The sequence below is a fragment of the Scytonema sp. UIC 10036 genome, assembly GCF_009725235.1.
The window spans coordinates 77,482-98,634 of the sequence record NZ_WJFC01000018.1 but is presented as its reverse complement, the minus strand read 5'-3'; the positions used below and the strand labels follow the sequence as shown (position 1 = coordinate 98,634).

At 47.2% G+C, this 21,153-nt stretch carries 2 protein-coding genes; both read right to left on the bottom strand.

Annotated elements, in window-relative coordinates; genetic code table 11:
- Positions 1–109: 109 nt before the first annotated feature.
- Complete coding sequence (locus F7734_RS11285) at positions 110–17,974, bottom strand: non-ribosomal peptide synthase/polyketide synthase (protein ID WP_155744734.1); 17,865 nt, start codon at positions 17,972–17,974, stop codon at positions 110–112.
- The gene (locus F7734_RS11280) at positions 17,971–21,069 is read right to left on the bottom strand and encodes an amino acid adenylation domain-containing protein (protein ID WP_155744733.1); all 3,099 of its coding nucleotides are present in this window, start codon (positions 21,067–21,069) and stop codon (positions 17,971–17,973) included. Before F7734_RS11280 ends, F7734_RS11285 begins: the two co-directional genes overlap by 4 nt.
- Positions 21,070–21,153: the final 84 nt, after the last annotated feature.

Sequence of the window (21,153 nt, the reverse complement as noted above, 5' to 3'; positions counted from 1 at the left end):
ATTTTTGCTTTCAACTAATAAAGAATAAAGGAGCGAGTCTTTGGGATTAGGATAAAAAACCCATCCTTCATCCTTCATACTTCATACTTCATACTTCATACTTCATACTTCATACTTCATCCTTTAGTTGTCGTTGCCTACGTTGTTTGTGTCGATGCATTGCCTCTTTTTGTTTATTAACTTGTTGATAGCTTTGCTCAACAGTGGTGTTGTCTGGTTGTGACTGAGTTAAATAGTTCGCTAAAGAATTGATGGTGGGATACTGAAACAGTTCAACCATTAATACCTTTTTGTCAAGCAGTTGTTGTAGCTGGCTATGGACTTGAGCTAGGAGTAATGAATGACCACCATTATCAAAAAAGTTGTCATGTATTCCCACTTTTTCACGATGTAATACCTGCTGCCAAACGCGAGCAATTGTTTGTTCTAGTTCAGTTTCAGGTGCCACATAAGCGGCTGACAAACTTGAGTCAAAATCTGGTGCGGGCAATGCTCTGCGGTCTACTTTACCGTTGGGTGTCAACGGTAGGACTTCGAGCATCACTATTGCAGACGGTACCATGTATTCTGGTAACTTCTGTTTGAGAAAGGCGCGTAATTCGCTAATTGTCGGTATGCTTTCCTGCTCTGGAACAATGTAAGCTATTATACGTTTCTCACAGAACATATCGTCGCCTGCGATCGCTACAGTCTCTCGTACCTGAGGGTGTTGAGTTAATGCAGCTTCAATTTCTCCCAACTCAATGCGGAAGCCACGTATCTTCACTTGGTTGTCAATGCGACCCAAAAACTCTATGTTTCCATCTGCTAAGTAGCGTGCTCGATCTCCAGTTTTATACAGGCGTACACCTGGTTGTGAGCTCCATGGGTTGGGAATGAATTTCTCTGCGGTAGTTTCCGGACGGTTAAGGTAGCCCCGCGATAGCCCAACGCCACTGATGTATAACTCCCCTGGTATCCCAATCGGGACTGGTTTAAGATGCTCATCTAGTAAATAAACCTGTGTATTCGCTATGGGGTGACCAATCGAAAGTTTGCCACTTATACTACATTCTAAGACCGTTGCACACACCGTTGCTTCTGTTGGTCCATAGGCATTGAAGAATTTTCGCTCCATAGCCCATTGGCGCACTAAGGCTTGAGAACAGGCTTCGCCTGCAACAATCATCGTTTGCAGTGCTTTAAGTTCAGACTTCGGCAACACTGCTAATGCTGATGGTGGCAACGTGACGTGGGTCATTTGATGTTGCCCCAACATCTCAATTAATTCTTTGCCCGGTAACAAAGAGTTTTTTGTACCCAGATACAGTGTTGCTCCTGTGTTGAGCGCCATCACGACTTCCCAAATCGAAGCGTCAAAACTCAAAGAAGCAAACTGAAGAACATGACTAGAATCCCTCACATCAAAAATTTTCTTCTGAGCAGTAGCTAAGTTACATAATCCTGAGTGGCTGACTAATACGCCCTTCGGTAAGCCTGTGGAACCAGAAGTATAGATGACATAAGCCAGATTTTGAGTTGTGACTCCACTGTTAGGATTGTCCTGGCTGTGTTGGGCAATTGCCTGAGCCTGTGTATCTAAACAAACAATATGAGCACTGTGCTGTGACAAACTCTCGACTAAATGCAGCTGCGTTAGCAACACAGAGACTCCAGTGTCAGAGAGTATAAATGCTAATCGCTGCTCTGGGTAGCTTGGGTCGAGGGGCACATAAGCACCTCCGGCTTTGAGAATAGCCAGTATTCCCAAGACCATTTCCAGTGAGCGCTCTACATACAACCCAACTAATACCTCTGGTTTTACACCCACTGATTGCAAGTAGTGGGCTAATCGATTGGCACGCACATTCAACTCGCTGTAAGTGAGCCGTTGGTCTTCAAAAACGAGTGCTACTGCATCTGGTGTCACCTCCACTTGTGCTTCAAATAATTCATTAATGCACAAGTGCTTTTGATACTCCATTGCTGTGTGATTCCAGTCAAACAGCAGTTGTTGCTGTTGTGTGGCACTCAGCAGTGGTAATTCCCAGATTTGCTGTCGTGGATTGGCGACCACTGCTTCGAGCAATGTTTGAAAATGCCCCAACATCCTTTGAATAGTATTTTGTGCAAATAAATCTGTCGCGTAAGCCACCATCACTTGTAACCCTTGTGGCTGCTCCCACACGTGCCATTCCATGTCCAGACGCGTCGTGTTGTACTCCAACTCTAAGCGACTCAATTGCAGCCCTGTGAGTTGTAACTCCGACATCGGCGCATTCTGGAGAGCAAACACCACCTGAAACAGTGGGTTGGAATTGAGGTGGCGTTCTGGCTGCAGTGCCTCCACAAGCCGCTCAAAGGGCAAGTCTTGATGAGCATATGCTTCCAAGGTGACGGAGCGTACTTGTGTGAGCAACTCGCTAAAGCACAAATTGCTTTGAATTTGCGTGCGTAACACTAAAGTGTTGACAAAAAAGCCAATGAGGGGTTCAATTTCAGAGCGGTTGCGGTTGGCTATCGGTGAACCTACCACGATATCTGTCTGCCCTGAATAGCGATGCAATAAGACTTTAAACGCAGCCAGCATCGTCATAAACAAGGTGACTCCATGCTGCTGTGAAAGTTTCACTAGCGCTTGTTTCAAATTCTGTGGCAGTGAGAGAATTTCTACCCCACCACGAAAAGATTGTACCACAGGGCGCGAGTAGTCTGTGGGCAAATCAAGTACAGCAAGATTTGCCAACTGTTGGAGCCAATAAAGCAGTTGGGTTTTCAGTACTGTATGTTCTAACCAAGTGCGTTGCCAAACGGCAAAATCTGCATACTGTATACTCAGTTCTGGTAATGGTGAGGTCTTGCCTGTAACAAATGCATCATACAGTACAGCTAACTCCCGATGTAACACTCCCCACGACCAGCCATCTGAGATGACATGGTGCATGACTAACAGCAGCACGTGTTCATGAGGTGCTAAGCGCAGTAGCATCACTCGCATTAGGGGAGCAACTCTTAGGTCAAAAGGTTGTTGCGCCAGTTCCGTTGCCAAAAAGCGGGCTTTTTGCTCGCGCTCAAATTCGGGCAACGATTGCAAGTCGATAGTTGCAAGTATTGACTCTACTGAAGGTAGGATACTCTGTGTTGGTTGTCCATTCACTGTCAAGAAACTGGTGCGTAGAGTTTCATGGCGGCGAATGATTTCGTTGAGGCTGCGCTGCAGTGCCAACACATCTAGTAGACCTGTCACACGCAATGCAAATGGCATATTGTAGAAAGGATTAAGTGGCCTCAACTGGTCGAGGAACCACAGTCTTGCTTGAGCAAAGGATAACGGCAATTCCTCCTCGCGTGCTACACGCTCAATGGCATTTGATTCCACTGCTGTATTTTGACCTTGAGTCTGTGCTATCGACTCAGCCAAAAGGGCTGGGGTCGGAGCTTCAAACAAATAGCGTAGAGGTAACTCCAATTGCAGCACATCTCGCACTCGCGAAATCAATTGCGTCGCTAGTAGCGAATGTCCTCCCAAATCGAAGAAGTTGTCATGAATGCCAATCTGCTGTTGCCCAAGTATCTCTGCCCACAAAGACACCAAAATTTCTTCCATCGGCGTGCGTGGAGCGACATAAGCTTCACTCAAGTACCCTCGACTGGCTTCAGGAACTTTCAGCGCTTTGCGGTCTACTTTGCCACTAGGTGTCAACGGCAGGGCGTCTAGCATCACAATTGCACTTGGCACCATGTATTCTGGCAACTTCTGTTTGAGGTAGGCACGCAGTTCGCTAATTGTCGGTATGCTTTCCTGTGCTGGAACAATGTAAGCTATTATACGTTTCTCACTGAGAATGTCGTCGCCTGCGATCGCTACAGTCTCTCGTACCTGAGGGTGTTGAGTTAATGCAGCTTCAATTTCTCCCAACTCAATGCGGAAGCCACGTATCTTCACTTGGTTGTCAATGCGACCGAGAAATTCTATGAAACCATCTGCTAAGTAGCGTGCCTTATCTCCAGTTTTATACAGGCGTACACCTGGTTGTGAACTGAAGGGGTTTGGTATAAACTTTTGCGCGGTCAGTTCCGGACGGTTGAGGTAGCCACGCGATAGCCCATCACCACTGGTGTACAACTCCCCTGCTACCCCAATCGGTACAGGTTTAAGATGCTCGTCGAGTATATAGACCTGCGTATTAGATATCGGGCGACCGATGGGGACAGTTCCTTGTACTTGGGTGAGTTGTGTGATGGGACAGCAGCAGGTGAACGTTGTGTTTTCCGTTGGTCCATAACCATTGATTAAGGTCAATTGCGGCAGTTGTGCCACCACCTTTTGCACATGAGGGACTGATAAAACATCACCCCCTGCTAATAACTGACGCACACCCCTTAAGTGTTGGAGTTGCTCCTCCACCATCAAGTGGAACAAACCTACTGTCAGCCACAACGTTGTTACCTGGTGTTGCTCAACCACCCGTCCCAATTCTGGCAACGATGGCTTGTGCGGTGGCATGACAACCAACCGCCCACCATTGAGCAAACATCCCCAAATTTCAAAGGTCGATGCATCGAAGGCGATGGGTGCCAACTGCAACAACACTTCCTCTGCATTCAAGTGAACGTAGTTAGTTGCTTTGACTAATCGTATGACTCCCCGATGCAGGACGCTGACTCCTTTGGGTAACCCCGTTGTGCCTGAAGTGTACATCACATAAGCTAAGTGTTCTGACCTCACCCGATTGAAAGAGTCGTGCTCGCGGCTTTGAGCTATCTCTTGCCAATCTGTATCTAAGCAGACTACTTTTGTAGTATAACTAGCCACCTTTTGGGTCCAACGCTGTTGAGTCAACACGAGCGACACTTTGGCGTCAGAAACCATCAAAGCCAAGCGCTCAGATGGGTAGCTTGGGTCGAGGGGCAAATAAGCGCCCCCCGCCTTCAGAATCCCCAACAGTCCTACAATCATCTCGATTGAGCGCTCCACACACAACCCCACTAACTCCTCTGGTTGTATGCCCACTGATTGTAAGTAATGTGCTATCTTGTTTGCACGCTCATTTAACTCATCGTAGGTGAGTTGCTGCTCTTCAAACACCACTGCCACAGCATCTGGCGTCTGCTCCACCTGTGCCTCGAACAGCTCGTGTATGCACAAGTGGTGGGGATATTCCTTTTGCGTGTCATTCCAGCCCAAGAGCAGTTGCTGCTGTTGTGTGGCACTCAGCAGTGGCAACTCCCAGATTTGTTGCTGTGGATTGGCAACCACTGCTTCTAACAAAGTTTGAAAATGCCCTAACATCCTTTGAATAGTATCTTGGGCAAACAAATCTGTCGCATAAGCTACCATCACTTGTAACCCTTGCGGCTGCTCCCACACGTGCCATTCCATGTCAAGGCGCGTCATGTTGTACTCCAACTCTAAGCGACTCAATTGCAGCCCTGTGAGTTGTAACTCCGACATCGGTGCATTCTGGAGAGCAAACATTACCTGAAACAGTGGGTTGGAATTGAGCTGCCGTTCTGGCTGTAGTTCCTCCACCAGCCTCTCAAATGGCAAGTCTTGATGAGCATATGCTCCCAAGGTGACTGAGCGTACTTGTGTGAGCAACTCGCTAAAGCACAAATTGCTTTGAATCTGCGTGCGTAACACTAAAGTGTTGACAAAAAAGCCAATTAAAGGCTCAATCTCAGAGCGATTGCGATTGGCTATCGGTGAACCGACTACGATATCTGTCTGCCCTGAATAACGATGCAATAAGACTTTAAACGCAGCCAGCATCGTCATAAACAAGGTGACTCCATGCTGCTGTGAAAGTTTCACTAGCGCTTGTTTCAAATTCTGTGGCAGTGAGAGAATTTCTACCCCACCACGAAAAGATTGTACCACAGGGCGCGAGTAGTCTGTGGGCAAATCAAGTACAGCAAGATTTGCCAACTGTTGGAGCCAATAAAGCAGTTGGGTTTTCAGTACTGTATGTTCTAACCAAGTGCGTTGCCAAACGGCAAAATCTGCATACTGTATACTCAGTTCTGGTAATGGTGAGGTCTTGCCTGTAACAAATGCATCATACAGTACAGCTAACTCCCGATGTAACACTCCCCACGACCAGCCATCTGAGATGACATGGTGCATGACTAACAGCAGCACGTGTTCATGAGGTGCTAAGCGCAGTAGCATCACTCGCATTAGGGGAGCAACTCTTAGGTCAAAAGGTTGTTGCGCCAGTTCCGTTGCCAAAAAGCGGGCTTTTTGCTCGCGCTCAAATTCGGGCAACGATTGCAAGTCGATAGTTGCAAGTATTGACTCTACTGAAGGTAGGATACTCTGTGTTGGTTGTCCATTCACTGTCAAGAAACTGGTGCGTAGAGTTTCATGGCGGCGAATGATTTCGTTGAGGCTGCGCTGCAGTGCCAACACATCTAGTAGACCTGTCACACGCAATGCAGATGGCATATTGTAGAAAGGATTAAGTGGCCTCAACTGGTCGAGGAACCACAGTCTGGCTTGGGCAAAGGATAACGGCAATTCCTCCTCGCGTTCCACCCGTTCAATAGTAGAAGACTCCACAGCCACCATGCCACCTTGAGTCTGTGCTATCGACTCAGCCAACTGAGCTGGGGTCGGAGCTTCAAACAAACAGCGCAGAGGTAATTCCAATTGCAGCACATCTCGCACTCGCGAAATCAATTGCGTCGCTAGTAGTGAATGTCCTCCCAAATCAAAGAAGTTGTCATGAATGCCAATCTGCTGTTGCCCAAGTATCTCTGCCCACAAAGACACCAAAATTTCTTCAATGGGAGTACGTGGAGCGACATAAGCTTCACTCAAGTACCCTCGACTGGCTTCAGGGGATGGCAGGGAATTACGGTCTACTTTACCATTAGGTGTCAACGGCATCGCGTCGAGTATGACAATTGCACTTGGCACCATGTATTCTGGTAACCGTTGTTCTAAATAACCGTGCAACTGCGACTGTAGTTGGCGACTCTGGTGGAGCTGTAAGGGATTGTTGGCATAAGTCTGCCAAGCTCTTGGCTGCACTTTCTTTCTTTCTAGGGGTGTCACTCCACCCACAGGCTTGTGTGGAATCTGTGTAGATTGCCGCGAAAATACGACATCGTAACACCCGAGATCTGTTTCTGACCAACTGATGGCTAGGGTATATCCATACTGTTGTGCCATGTTCCAAAACTGTTCCGGCTCCACCCCAGATTCAGCAGTGAGTGTGTTGATGGCTGTGCGTAATTGACTAATACTCTTGGGACACTCATGACTGGATAACAGTTCTACGGTTTTGATGGCGCTCAGTACTCGCGCATTAGGTATGTTGACAATCCCTAATTGTGCGCTTTGGCTTTCTAATAGTTGTGCTGTGCTCTCTAAACTTAGCCCAATGCTTTCCCACTCATGCCATGAGCACTGCAATTCTTTCGTTGATTGACCAGAACCTACCTCTAGTGTGACATCGTAGCGGAAGCAACTTAACTCATTGTGGGAATCCCCGCGCTGCAGGTGAATCTGCACGTTGGCAATTTGCGGCAAGTGCTGCTTCAGGGCGAGGAAAAATTCCGGAGCGATGACTAACTCCGTTTCCTGTGAGATCTGGGCTTGGACGCGCTGTCGTAACTGCTCGATAGAGAGTTCCTCTTGGGCTTGATACAACTGCACAGAGGCGTGGAATGCTTCTAGCAATGGTAAACTGCGAACATCTCCGATAAATACTATCCCACCTGGTGCTACGGCTTTGAGAGCTCCAGTTAACACCTTTAACAAATAATCAATACTGGGGAAGTACTGCACCACTGAGTTGAGGATGACGGTATCAAAGCTGCCTGTTTCTATCCCCTCAAAATCATCCGCTAGTTTTTGCTGTAATTGAACTTGTGGCAGGTGCCATTCTGGGTGGCGCAATTGCCGTGCTATCGATGATATCGCCACAGGAGAAAAATCTGTGCCGTAGTAGTGCTGAGTGTAAGGTGCAATTTGGAAGAGCAACAACCCTGTGCCACAGCCGATTTCGAGTACACGCTGTGGTTGGAAAGCTCTTATGTGATTGACTCGTCCATTGAGCCACTGTCGCATCTGCTCTGGTGGAATCGGTTGATTGGTGTAGCTACTATTCCAACCGATAATGTTGAAAGTGGCGTCACTCTGTTGGTTTGGTTGAGCATAAGTTTGGTCATAGAGTGTTTGCCACTGGCTGAGGTGCTCCGTTGGCAGTTGTGTCGATTCAGGATTCGTGTTGATTGTTCCAGATAAGTCTGGAGTGCAATACGCAACAATTCGCTCCACCCCTGGGCTATCCTCTCGGACTATCGCCACAGTTTGTTGCACCAAAGGATGCTGATTTAACAAGAACTCAATTTCGCCAAGCTCGATTCGGTAGCCTCTGAGTTTGATCTGATTGTCAATGCGACCGAGAAATTCTATGAAACCATCTGCTAAATAACGTGCCTTATCTCCGGTTTTGTACAGGCGTACACCTGGTTGGTCGCTATAGGGGTTGGGAATGAATTTCTCTGCAGTAGTTTCCGGACGGTTGAGGTAACCACGGCATAACCCATCACCACTGGTGTACAGCTCCCCTGGTACTCCTATTGGAACTGGTTTAAGATGCTCGTCGAGTATATAAACCTGCGTATTAGATATCGGGCGACCAATGGGGACAGTTCCTTCCACTTGGGTGAGTTGTGTGATGGGACAGCAGCAGGTAAACGTTGTGTTTTCCGTTGGTCCATAACCATTGATTAAGGTCAATTGCGGCAGTTGTGCCACCACCTTTTGCACATGAGGGACTGATAAAACATCACCCCCTGCTAATAACTGACGCACACCCCTTAAGTGTTGGAGTTGCTCCTCCACCATCAAGTGGAACAAACCTGCTGTCAGCCACAACGTTGTCACTTGGTGTTCCTCAACCACCCGCCCCAATTCTGGCAACGATGGCTTGTGCGGTGGCATGACAACCAACCGCCCACCATTGAGCAAACACCCCCAAATCTCAAAGGTCGATGCATCGAAGGCGATGGGTGCTAACTGTAACAACACTTCCTCTGCATTCAAGTGGACATAGTTAGTTGCTTTGACTAATCTTACAACCCCCCGATGCAGGACGCTGACTCCTTTGGGTAATCCCGTTGTGCCTGAAGTGTACATCACATAAGCTAAGTGTTCCGACCTCACCCGATCGAAAGAGTTGTGCTCGCGGCTTTGAGCTATCTCTTGCCAATCTGTATCTAAGCAGACTACTTTTGTAGTATAAGTAGCCATCTTTTGGGTCCAACGCTGTTGAGTCAACACTAGCGACACTTTGGCGTCAGAAACCATCAAAGCCAAGCGCTCAGATGGGTAGCTTGGGTCGAGGGGCAAATAAGCGCCCCCCGCCTTCAAAATCCCCAACATTCCTACAATCATCTCGATTGAGCGCTCCACACACAACCCCACTAACTCTTCTGGTTGTATGCCCACTGATTGTAAGTAATGTGCTATCTTGTTTGCACGCTCATTCAACTGGTGGTATGTTAATTGCTCATCAGAAAACACCACTGCTACAGCATCTGGCGTCTGCTCCACCTGTGCCTCGAACAGCTCGTGTATGCACAACTGGTGAGGATATTCCTTTTGCGTGTCATTCCAGCCCAAGAGCAGTTGTTGGTGTTGAGTGGCACTCAGCAGTGGCAACTCCCAGATTTGTTGCTGTGGATTGGCAACCACTTCTTCTAACAAAGTTTGAAAATGCCCTAACATCCTTTGAATAGTATCTTGGGCAAACAAGTCTGTTGCATAAGCTACCATCACTTGTAACCCTTGCGGCTGTTCCCACACGTGCCATTCCATGTCAAAACGTGTCGTTTTGTACTCCAACTCTTGCTGACTCAATTGCAGCCCTGTGAGTTGTAACTCCGACATCGGCGCATTCTGAAGCGCAAACACCACTTGAACCAGTGGGTTGGAATTGAGCTGCCGTTCTGGCTGTAGTTCCTCCACCAGCCTCTCAAAGGGCAAGTCCTGATGAGCATATGCTTCCAAGGTGACGGAGCGTATTTGTGTGAGCAACTCATCAAAGCACACACGGTCTTCAATCTGTGTGCGTAATACTAAAGTATTGACAAAAAAGCCAATGAGGGGCTCAATCTCAGAGCGGTTGCGATTGGCAATCGGTGAGCCAACTGCGATATCTGTTTGTCCTGAATAGCGATGCAGTAAAACTTTAAACGCAGCCAGCATCGTCATGAATAAGGTGGCTCCATGCTGCTGTGAGAGTTTCACTAGCTCCTGTTTCAAATTCTCTGGCACCTGCAGAATTTCTACCCTACCGCGAAAAGACTGCTCTGCAGGGCGTGAAAAGTCTGTGGGCAAATCAAGTACAGCAAGATCTGCCAACTGTTGCTGCCAATAAAGTAATTGGTTTTTCAGATAAGTTTGTTCTAACCAAGTTCTTTGCCAGATGGCAAAATCTGCATACTGAATACTTAGTTCTGGTAATGGTGAGGTCTTGCCTGTAACAAATGCATTGTAGAGTACAGCCAACTCTTGATAAAACACTCCCATTGACCAGCCATCTGAGATGATGTGGTGCATGACAAATAGCAATACGTGCTCTGTGGGTGTTAAGCGCAGTAGTATCACCCGCAACAGAGGTGCTACAGTAAGGTCAAATGGTTGCAGCGCCAGATGGTCAGCTAACTCCTGTGCTTTGTCAGAGCGCTCAAGTTTCGGCAATGATTGCAAGTCGAGAAGAGCAAGTGTTAACTCCAAAAACTCAGCAATTAACTGTGTTGGTTGTCCATTAACTGTCTCAAAACTGGTGCGTAGGGTTTCATGACGACGGATGATTTGATTGAGGCTGCGCTCTAGAGCCAACACATCTAGCCTACCCACAAGACGCAATGCAAAAGGTATGTTGTAGAAAGGATTAAGAGGCATGAGCTGGTCTAAAAACCACAGTCTTGCTTGGGCAAAAGATAATGGCAATTCTGTGTTGCGTGTGACACGCTCAATGGCATTTGATTCCACAACTTTTGTCTGGCTCTGCGCCTGTGCAATGCACTCTCCCAAGGACGCCACTGTTGAATTCTCAAACAAGCTACGCAGTGGCAACTCCAATTCAAACACATCTTGCACTCGCGATATTAGCTGCGTCGCCAGCAAGGAGTGTCCCCCCAACTTAAAGAAATTATCGTGAATTCCTAAGACTGGAACTCTCAACACTTGTTTCCAGAGACTAGCAAGCTGACGTTCAATCTCAGTTCGTGGTTCTACTTTAGAGTTAGCTCCAGAGCTACTTGGAGTGCCAAAACTTAGCAGTTGCTCTCTGTCAATTTCTCCTGTATCGGTCACCGGCATTTCTTGCAACTGTACGAATTTGCTCTGGCTTTTCGTGCCAAAGCGATCGCATACTATCAATTCCTGGAAGCTAGCTCTTGACGATTCATGGTCTTTTTTGGTATAATAGGCAGCTAAATTCAGGTTGCCATACGATTCGCTTTGCATATACCGTCGCAGGTTTCGATTGCTGCCATCCAAACCCACTAATAGCTGTGCTTGGTCATGACGCAAACTTGCCAACAACGAATACAGTCCTTGTTGGGCAGTGATGAGATGGTAGCCTCTCGCACGGGTCAACTCCTTCATCTGGTAGCCACGGCTCATACCAATTTCATCCCACATACTCCAAGCTAAGCAATAGCTTTGTAATGGACTGTGGTATTTTTGGTATTGTGCAAAGCAATCGACAAAACTATTGGCAGCAGCATAAGCTCCAACATTGGTACCACCAAAGAAACCGTTAATGGAGGAAAAGTTGATGAAGATACTGTTTGGCTTGTCTAGGAGCAGTTGATGCAGCACCCAACTGCCAGATACCTTGGTAGCCAGTGTCTCTGAGACAGTATCAAAAGTTTCTTCCTTGAGCAAAGACTCGTGATATGTTCCTGCCAGATGAATCACCCCATGCAATTGACATTGCCAGTGCGACTGTGCCTGTTCTACCACCAGTTGCATTTGTGTCAAATCACAAACATCAGCAGCTTGATAGAGGATTTCTCCCCCAAGCTGCTCTAATGCTTGAAGGGCGCTAATTTTTTCTGCTATGGCATTCGTTTGTTGGAGATAGGCATCCCAAGTACTTCTTTCAGGTAGGGGCGTCCGACCCACTAACAGCAGCTTAGCCTCATAATGTTCTAACAAATACTTAGCAATCTCAATGCCAATACCTCCCAAACCCCCACTTAGCAGATACATTCCACCTTGGTTGAAAGGAAGTTCAAGATTTGGTTGAACAGATAGGTCGGCTTTTTCCAAACGACAAACCCAGCGCTGTCCGTGACGATAGGCAACTTCTTTTTCCTTTGATAATACTCTCAGTTCATGAAGGATACGTTCGCCATTCCATTGGACATCAGATGATGGGGGTAAATCAAGATGACAACAACTTAGCCAGGGCATTTCCTGGGGAATGGTTTTGAGTAGACCGAGAATTGTCCCTTTTTCATAAGCAATCAAGTCCTTAGGTGAAACAGCTTGAGTATCGCTGGACACTACTAGTAACCGGACTTGAGGCTGTGAGTTTTGAACTAAAGCTAGGGCTTGTACCAAAAATAGCAGACTGTAGATTCCTTTGTCCTGAGCAATATCTAATGCTTCTTTGCTCTTGACTTCGCTATAGGAGTTATAATTCCACAAATGCAAGATTTGCGTGATGTGAAATTTGTCGTTAGCTAAGGACGACAGCAGCAGCTGATAGTGGTTGGAGTTACCAGGAGAGAGGCGATAATGGTTGGCGGCGAGTTGGACGAATTGCGATCCCACCTCAACTTTGACATATGGTTGGTGGAGTTGTTCTAGTTGTCCACAAAGGTATTCACCCACGCCCAACGGATCTAAGAAGACCAGAGACTGAGCAGAGTGGGTGAACGGGGCGATCGCTACAGCTGACTTGCGACACCATTTTTTGCGGTAAAACCAGTCTGGAAGCGTGTTAGCATTAGCACTTTGGATATCAAGCTGTTTGAGAATGTCGTTGAACTCACCAGCTTCAAAGCGCTGTCTCAGTTGCGAGCGCTGGATTTTACCAATAGTGGTTTTGGGAATTGCCGACGGCTTGACGGGAACTATGTAGTCTGGATTCACCCCAATGTTTTGAACAACCTGTTGGCGAATGTCCGTTTGCAGCTTGACCATATCTGCTTTATGGGAGTCCCCAGGACTGAAAAAGATTGCCAATTTATCGGTGGAGTCACTTGCATCCCTCACGGCAACGGCAGCAGTATATGAAACTTCTACACCATCAAGCTCTTCTACTACCGATTCGATTTCATGACTGTAATAGTTGAGCCCGTTAATAATAATGATATCTTTTTCGCGACCAGTAATGGTCAGACGCCCTTGGTGCAAAAATCCCAAATCTCCAGTTTTCAACCAACCGTCTGTGGTAAAAACTTCACCGTTCAGTTCGGGATTTCCATAGTAACCACTCGTAACTGTCAATCCTTTGACCTGTAGAAAACCAGTTGTTCCTTCAGTAACGACTTGGTGATTGCCATCGACAATCCGCATCATAAATCCAGGAATGGGCGCTCCCACCTCGACAAACTTGTCATCATCTTTTGTAGACAATAGGGAAAAGTCGTGGGAAAAAGTCACCGCTGAACTGGTTTCCGACATCCCCCAAGCCGGGTGCATGGCAGTTCCTCTTAACCCATGCGGAGCTAGCAGGTGCAAAAACTTTCTGGCGTGTTTGGCAACAATCGCCTCGCCTGCATTGAGAATAAATCTTAGAGAAGACAGATCCCAACAACGCTGGCTCAGTTCTTCCGCTCGGTCGTCGATCAGCCCATAAGCAAAGTTTGGTGCCCAAGTCATCGTAACTTGATGCTGCTCAATCAGATCTAACCATAAAAGAGGATTTTGCACAATCAATTGCGTGGGAGCATGAAGTTGTTGGCAACCGAGATAGACGTCCCGAATATGGAACATCACAATTCCACCAACATGGTCTAGCCCGAACCAATTCAACGAGACATCAAGACTGGTAAAATTATTGACTGTAGCAGTTGCAGCCGAACGGCTCAACAGAGCGCGATGGCTCTGCATGACTGCTTTGGGAACCCCTGTGCTCCCAGAAGTTAAAAGCAATATTGCTAAATCATCCGGCTGGCTATTGTGCCAATTCTGCTCTGGCTCACAACAGCACAACTCATCCACCGTCGCCAAGTGAAAATTTTCTAAATTCGAGTTCTGTGACCAACAACAAATCTTCTCTGCTAGCTTTGCACTTGTCAGCACTATTGGTCGCCCAAGCATATGCCACGCATTCAAGAGCTTGCTGGTAGTACTGTTTTGTTCTTGGTAGCTAGGCGCAACTGCGATTGGTACTGGCACAAAGCCTCCCAGTATGCAGCCCCAGAAAGCAGGAATGAAATCTTGATTGTGCTCTAACTGAAAAATGACTGTGTCTTGAGGCTTCAAGCCTAGCTTTGTTAAACCTGCTTGAATCTTTTGTGCTTCACAAAGCAATTCGCTGTAAGATTGAGCCAATTGAGTGCCATCAGACTGGATGTAAATGATTCCTTTGGCTGGATGACTTTGGGCTGCTTGGTGTAGGGCTTGTGCTAAATTCGGTGGCAGAAAGACAGTTGGCGGTAATGGTCCACCATCACTTATGGCGAGGGCGGTCGATGATTTGCTGTTGCTCAGTTGTGGCTCTGTTAGGATTGGAGTCTGTAAGTTATTCCTGTTGCCAAAGTCTGCTTTCACTTGACCAAGCAAATCCATCAGATGCAATGGTGGCTGCCTCTGGACTTGTTCTTGAACCACCACTGCGACTTGGTCAATTTCTGGGCGCGATCGCAGTTGTTTTTCCCAGCGCTGAACTAACTCAGAATCAATGACTTCCCTTCGTCTCAAGGCAATATCATCCACCTCTCCAGCCTTTGTCAACGGCAGGACAGATAATGGCACATAAGCACAGGGTAGTTGATAAGAGGGCAAAACGCTTTGCAACTGTGAGTGTAACTGCTCTGCAAAGAATGGTCCGTTGAGGACTACATAAGCCACTAGTTGCGGCTCATTTTTTTCAGTTTCCCGCACCAGTACTCTCGCATCTTCGACGGCACTTAGGGCTAATAACGCTGCTTCCACTGCCTGTAATTCTACCCGGTCACCTTTAATCCAGGTCTGCCGAGCGCTTGAACCGAGCCACTCGAGTGTGCCATCATTCAAATAGCGGCCCAACTCACCCGTCTTAAACAACCGAGCGTTGGGGTTTTTCACGAAAGGATTGTTGACAAAGCGTTGCGCTGTGTCCGACTCAGCTTTAAGGTAGCCCCGAGCCAGACTTGTCGTTCCGCCGACATAGATTTCCCCTTTCACTCCTATGGGAACTGGTTGCAAGTGCTGGTCTAAAACGTAAATTGGTTTGTAAGCCGGATATCCCATCGGCACCGTTTGTTGCTTACCTTTGGACTGACACGCAAAGCTAGTTAACTCTCCAGCTGCTTCTGGTAAGCTATAGAGATAGTGCAATTGGGAAGAAAAGTTCGCTCTGAATGCCTCAACGACTGATTGCCGTAACGGCTCTTGAGAGCACAGAACCAAACGTAGTGAATTCAATTGAGCCAGTGAATCTGTGCCAAGGGAGGCAACAAAAGCTGATAGCTCTGAAGGTGCAAAATTTAGGACACTGACTTTTTGCTCTGCTATCAGGCATTGCAAGTTAGCGAGTTCTTCTTGCTTGTGTTCAGAAGCGATCGCCCCTTGTGCGCCTCCAATAGGGAGCATCGCCAATTGTCCACCCACAACCAGTGGCCAAAAGATTTCCCTGACTGCTGTGTCCTGAGTCAGGGGAGCTTTGGACAATACGACATCTGTTTCACTTAAAACAAAAGTGTTTTGCAACCATTGCAATCGCTGACTCACCGCTTGATGCTCAACTAGCACTCCAGGCTTTGATGCATAAGTTACGTACATCAAGCTTAGGGGCGTTGCTTTGCTGATTAAATTCTCCTGAGAATGTTGTGCAATGACTTCCCACTCTGCGTCTAAGCAGATTACCACTGCTTCATCTAATGCAAGTATCCCGACAGTATCCTGTTGGGTTAACACCACCGATGCTTTGGTGTCCCTCAACATCAACTGCCAGTGCTCAGTCGGTTCTCGCGGGTTTAATGGCAAATAAGCCCCTCCCGCTTTGAGAATACCCAGCATTCCCACAACCATCTCGATTGAGCGCTCCATGCAAATGCCGACGATCGCATCCGGTCCTACCCCAAGGGCTTGCAGGTGATGTGCGAGTTGATTGGCACGAGCGTTCAACTCCCCATAGGTTAATTGCTCGTGAGCATCTACCACCGCCACAGCATTACTGTTCCGCTCCACCTGTTCCTCAAATAGCTGATGTATGCACAAGTTTTGAGGATATTCTGTGTGAGTGCCATTCCAGTCCAAGAGCAGTTGTTGCTGTTGCGTTGCCTTCAGTAATGGTAACTCTGAAACTCGGTACTGTGGATTGGCAACGACCCCTTCTAATAAAGTTTGAAAATGCCCTAACATCCTTTGAATAGTATCTTGTGCAAACAAATCCGTTGCGTAAGATACGGTCACTTGTAACCCTTGCAGTCGATCCCACACGTGCCATTCCATGTCAAAGCGCGTTGTGTTGTCCTCAAACTCCAGCGGAGAGAGTTGCAATCCTTTGAGTTGTAACTCCTGCATCGGCGCATTCTGGACAGCAAATATTACCTGAAACAGTGGGTTGGTATTGAGGTGGCGTTCTGGCTCAAGGACCTCCACCAGCCGCTCAAAGGGAAAGTCCTGATGAGCATATGCTCCTAAAGTAATTTCCTGCACCCTGCTGAGCAACTCATCAAAGCACAGATTGTCTTCAAGTTGGGTACGTAATACGAGTGTGTTGGCAAAAAAACCAATCAGAGGCTCAATCTCACTGCGGTTGCGGTTGGCAATGGGCGATCCCACCACAATATCTGTTTGCCCTGAATAGCGATGCAGTAAGACTTTGAAGGTCGCTAGCATCGTCATGAATAAGGTGACTCCATGCTGCTGGCTGAGATTCACTAGCGCCTGTTTCAAATTCTGTGGTAGTTCGAGAATTTCTACCCTACCCCGAAAAGATTGTTCTGTTGGTCGGGGGTAGTCTGTGGGCAACTGGAGGACAGTAATATCTGCCAACTGTTGCTGCCAATAAAGCAGTTGCTTTTTCAGCGCTGTTTGTTCTAACCAAGTTCGTTGCCAGACGGCGAAATCTGCATACTGAATCCTCAGCTCTGGTAATGGGGAGGTCTTACCCGTGACAAATGTATCATACAGTACAGCCAACTCCCGATGAAACACCCCCATTGACCAGCCATCTGAGATGATGTGGTGCATGACCAACAGCAGCACGTGTTCGTTAGGTGCTAAGTGTAATAGCATCACACGCATCAGCGGTGTTACACTTAGGTCAAATGGTTGCTGCGCCAGTTCGTTTGCCAACGAGCGGGCTTTGCGATCGCACTCAAGTTTCGGCAACGATTGCAAGTCGATGGCAGCAAGTGTTAACTCTAATGTATCTGCAATCAATTGCGTTGGTTGTCCATCCACTATCTCAAAGCTGGTACGCAATGTTTCGTGACGACGTATAATTTCATTGAGACTTTGTTGCAGTGCCAATACATCTAGTTTCCCAGCCAGACGCAATGCAAAGGGCATATTGTAGCAAGGATTGAGTGGCATCAACTGGTCGAGGAACCACAATCTTTCTTGGGCAAAGGATAGAGGAAGCGTTTCAGATCGTGAAGTGGGAAGTATAGGTAGCAAATTATCGTCACTTGCAGCCTTGACTTGAGACAGAAATTCCAGAATTTCTGCTTTACGCTTGGTTAATTCTGCACGTATGGCTGGTGTTAAAGTCCCTTGAGGCGCTTTACACTTTAACTGTTCACCTTGGGGAACAACTGTAATTCCTAAACTATGAAGATATGATAAAAATTGACCTGTTTTCATATTTCTACTTCTTCAAGGTTATGAGAGTTTAGAGACTGTAATTGTGGCTGTCCCGAACGAATTAGCTCAATCAACTCAGCCAACTGGGCTGGAGTAGGAGCCTCAAACAAATAGCGTATAGGTAACTCCAATTGCAGGACATCTCGCACCCGCGAAATCAGTTGTGTCGCTAGTAGTGAATGTCCTCCTAAATTGAAGAAGTTGTCATGAATGCCCACCTGCTCTATTCCCAGTATCTCTGTCCACAAAGACACCAAGATTTCTTCTACTGGCGTGCGTGGTCCTACATATGCTTCCCTCAAGTATGCTCGACTCGTTTCAGGGGAAGGCAATGCTTTGCGATCGACTTTGCCATTGGGTGTCAACGGCATCGCGTCTAGCATCACAATTGCAGAGGGCACCATGTATTCTGGCAACCGTGCTGATAAACGATCGCGCAACTGCGACTGTAGCTCGCGGCTCTGTTGACTGTATAAGGGATTGTTCCCATAACTCTGCCAAGCCCTTGGGTGTACCTTCTTCCGTTCTATGGGTGTTGCTCCGCCCACAGGCTTGTGTACTTTGTGTGTAGACTGCCGTGAAAATACCACATCGTAACACCCAAGCTCTGTTTCTGACCAACTGATAGCTAGGATATAGCCATGCTGTTGTGCCATGTTCCACAACTGTTCCGGCTCTACTCCAGATTCAAGAGTGAGTGCGTTGATGGCTGTGCGTAATTGAGCGATACTTTTGGGACACTCAGTACTGGACAACAGTTCTATGGTTTTGATGGCGCTCATTACTCGTGCATTAGGTATATTCAATATACCTAATTGCTCCGGTTGCATTTCTAACAATTTTGCTGTACTCTCTAGGGTTAGTTTTTCTGTTTTCCACTCATGCCATAATAAGTCCAACTCTGGCATTGATTGACCAGAACCCACCTCTAATGTGACATCGTAGCGGAAGCGCGTTAATTCATTGTGGTATTCACCGCGCTGTAAACGAATCTGCACGTTGGTAATTTGCGGTACAGTCTGCTTCAGGGCAAGGAAAAATTCCGGGTCAATGACTAACTCTGTTTCCAGTACTATATCAGTATGCACGCGCTGCCGTAACTGCTCGATAGAGAGTTCCTCTTGGGCTTGATACAACTGCACAGAGGCATGGAAGGCTTCTAGCAATGGCAGGCTGCGGACATCTCCGACAAACACAATCCCACCTGGTGCTACGGTTTTGACTGCGCCTTCTAAAACTTTTAACAAATAATCAATACTGGGGAAGTGCTGTGTGACTGAGTTGAGGATGATAGTATCAAAACTGCCTGGTGCTATCCCCGCAAAATCATCTGCCAGTCTTTGCTCTAGTTTGACTTGTGGGAGATGCCATTCTGGGTGGCGCAACTGCTGTGCTATTGATGCGATCGCAACTTCTGAAAAATCCGTACCGTAGTAGTGCTGGCAATGGGGAGCGATTTGGAATAGCACTAACCCTGTGCCACAGGCAATTTCTAGTACGCGCTGTGGTTGAAAAGCGAGTAGATGATTGACTCGACCATTGAGCCACTGTCGCATTTGCTCAGCCGGAATGGGTTGATTGGTGTAGCTGCTGTTCCAACCGACGATGTTGAAAGTGGGGTCACTCGGCTCTGAGAGTTGAGCATAGGTTTGGTCATAGAGTGTTTGCCACTGACTCACCTGCTCCGTTGGCAGTGGTGTCGATTGATTATTTGGGTTGAGGGAGTCGGATGAGAATGAAGTGTAATAAGCCACTAATTGCTTATTGCCTGGGCTATCCTCTCTAACTATCGCCACAGCTTGTTGCACCAAAGGATGCTCGTTTAACACCGACTCAATTTCCCCTAGCTCAATCCGGTAGCCTCTAAGTTTCACTTGGTTATCAATGCGACCCAGAAACTCTATGTTACCATTTGCTAAGTAGCGTGCTTTATCTCCAGTTTTATAGAGGCGTGTCCCCGGTTGGTCGCTCCATGGGTTAGGTAGAAATTTCTCGGCGGTGAATTCTGGACGGTTAAGATAGCCTCGCGATAGCCCATCACCACTAATGTACAACTCCCCTGGTACTCCCTGAGGTACTGGTTTAAGATGCTCGTCGAGCAAATAGACCTGCGTATTGGCTATAGGGCGACCAATTGAAGGCTTACCGTTACTGATAGTACACTCGGCAATAGTCGTACACACAGTTGCTTCTGTTGGTCCATAGGCATTGAAGAATTTTCGCCCTTTCGCCCATTGGTCCACTAAAGCAGCCGAACACGCTTCACCTCCAACAATAATTGTTTTCAGTGCCAAAAGTTTGGATGTTGGCAACAAGAATAATGCTGATGGTGGTAGCAAGACCTGCGTAATCTGATATTGGTGCAATAGCTCAATTAACTCTTTCCCTGGTCTCAGAGAGTCTGTTGTGGCAAGATATAGTGTCGCTCCTGTAGCGAGTGCCATCACTACTTCCCAAATCGAAGCGTCAAAATTCAAGGAAGCAAACTGAAGAATATGACTCGAATCGCCTAGAGCAAAAGTTTTCTTCAACGCCCAAGCTAAGTTGCACAATCCCGAATGGGTAACTAATACCCCTTTCGGTAAGCCTGTAGAACCAGAAGTATAGATGACATAGGTCAGATTACCAGGTGCGATCCCACTCTTAAGATTGTCCCGGCTTTGGTGGGCAATTGCCTGAACGTTTGTATCCAAACAGACAACTTGAGCGCTGTGCAGTGGCAGTTTCTCAACCAGGTGCTGTTGCGTCAGCAGTACTGATACTCTAGCGTCAGAGAGTATAAACGACAATCGCTGCTGTGGGTAGTTTGGGTCGAGGGGGACATAAGCGCCTCCAGCTTTGAGAATAGCGAGCATTCCCACAATCATCTCAATTGAGCGCTCCATGCACAAACCTACCAGCACCTCTGGAACGACCCCCATTGATTGCAAGTAGTGCGCTATCTTGTTCGCACGCTCATTCAACTCTCGATACGTCAATTGCTCACAAGAATACACCACTGCCACAGTATCTGGTGTCCTTTCCACCTGTGCTTCAAATAGCTGGTGTATGCACAGATGTTTCGGGTAATCTGCTACTAACTTATTAAGGTTCATAGTGTAATTTCCCTAATATTTTTACTTCCAAATACTAAGAGAGTTTTTCAAGAAGTGGGAAAACCTCAGAAACAGGTTAATTTC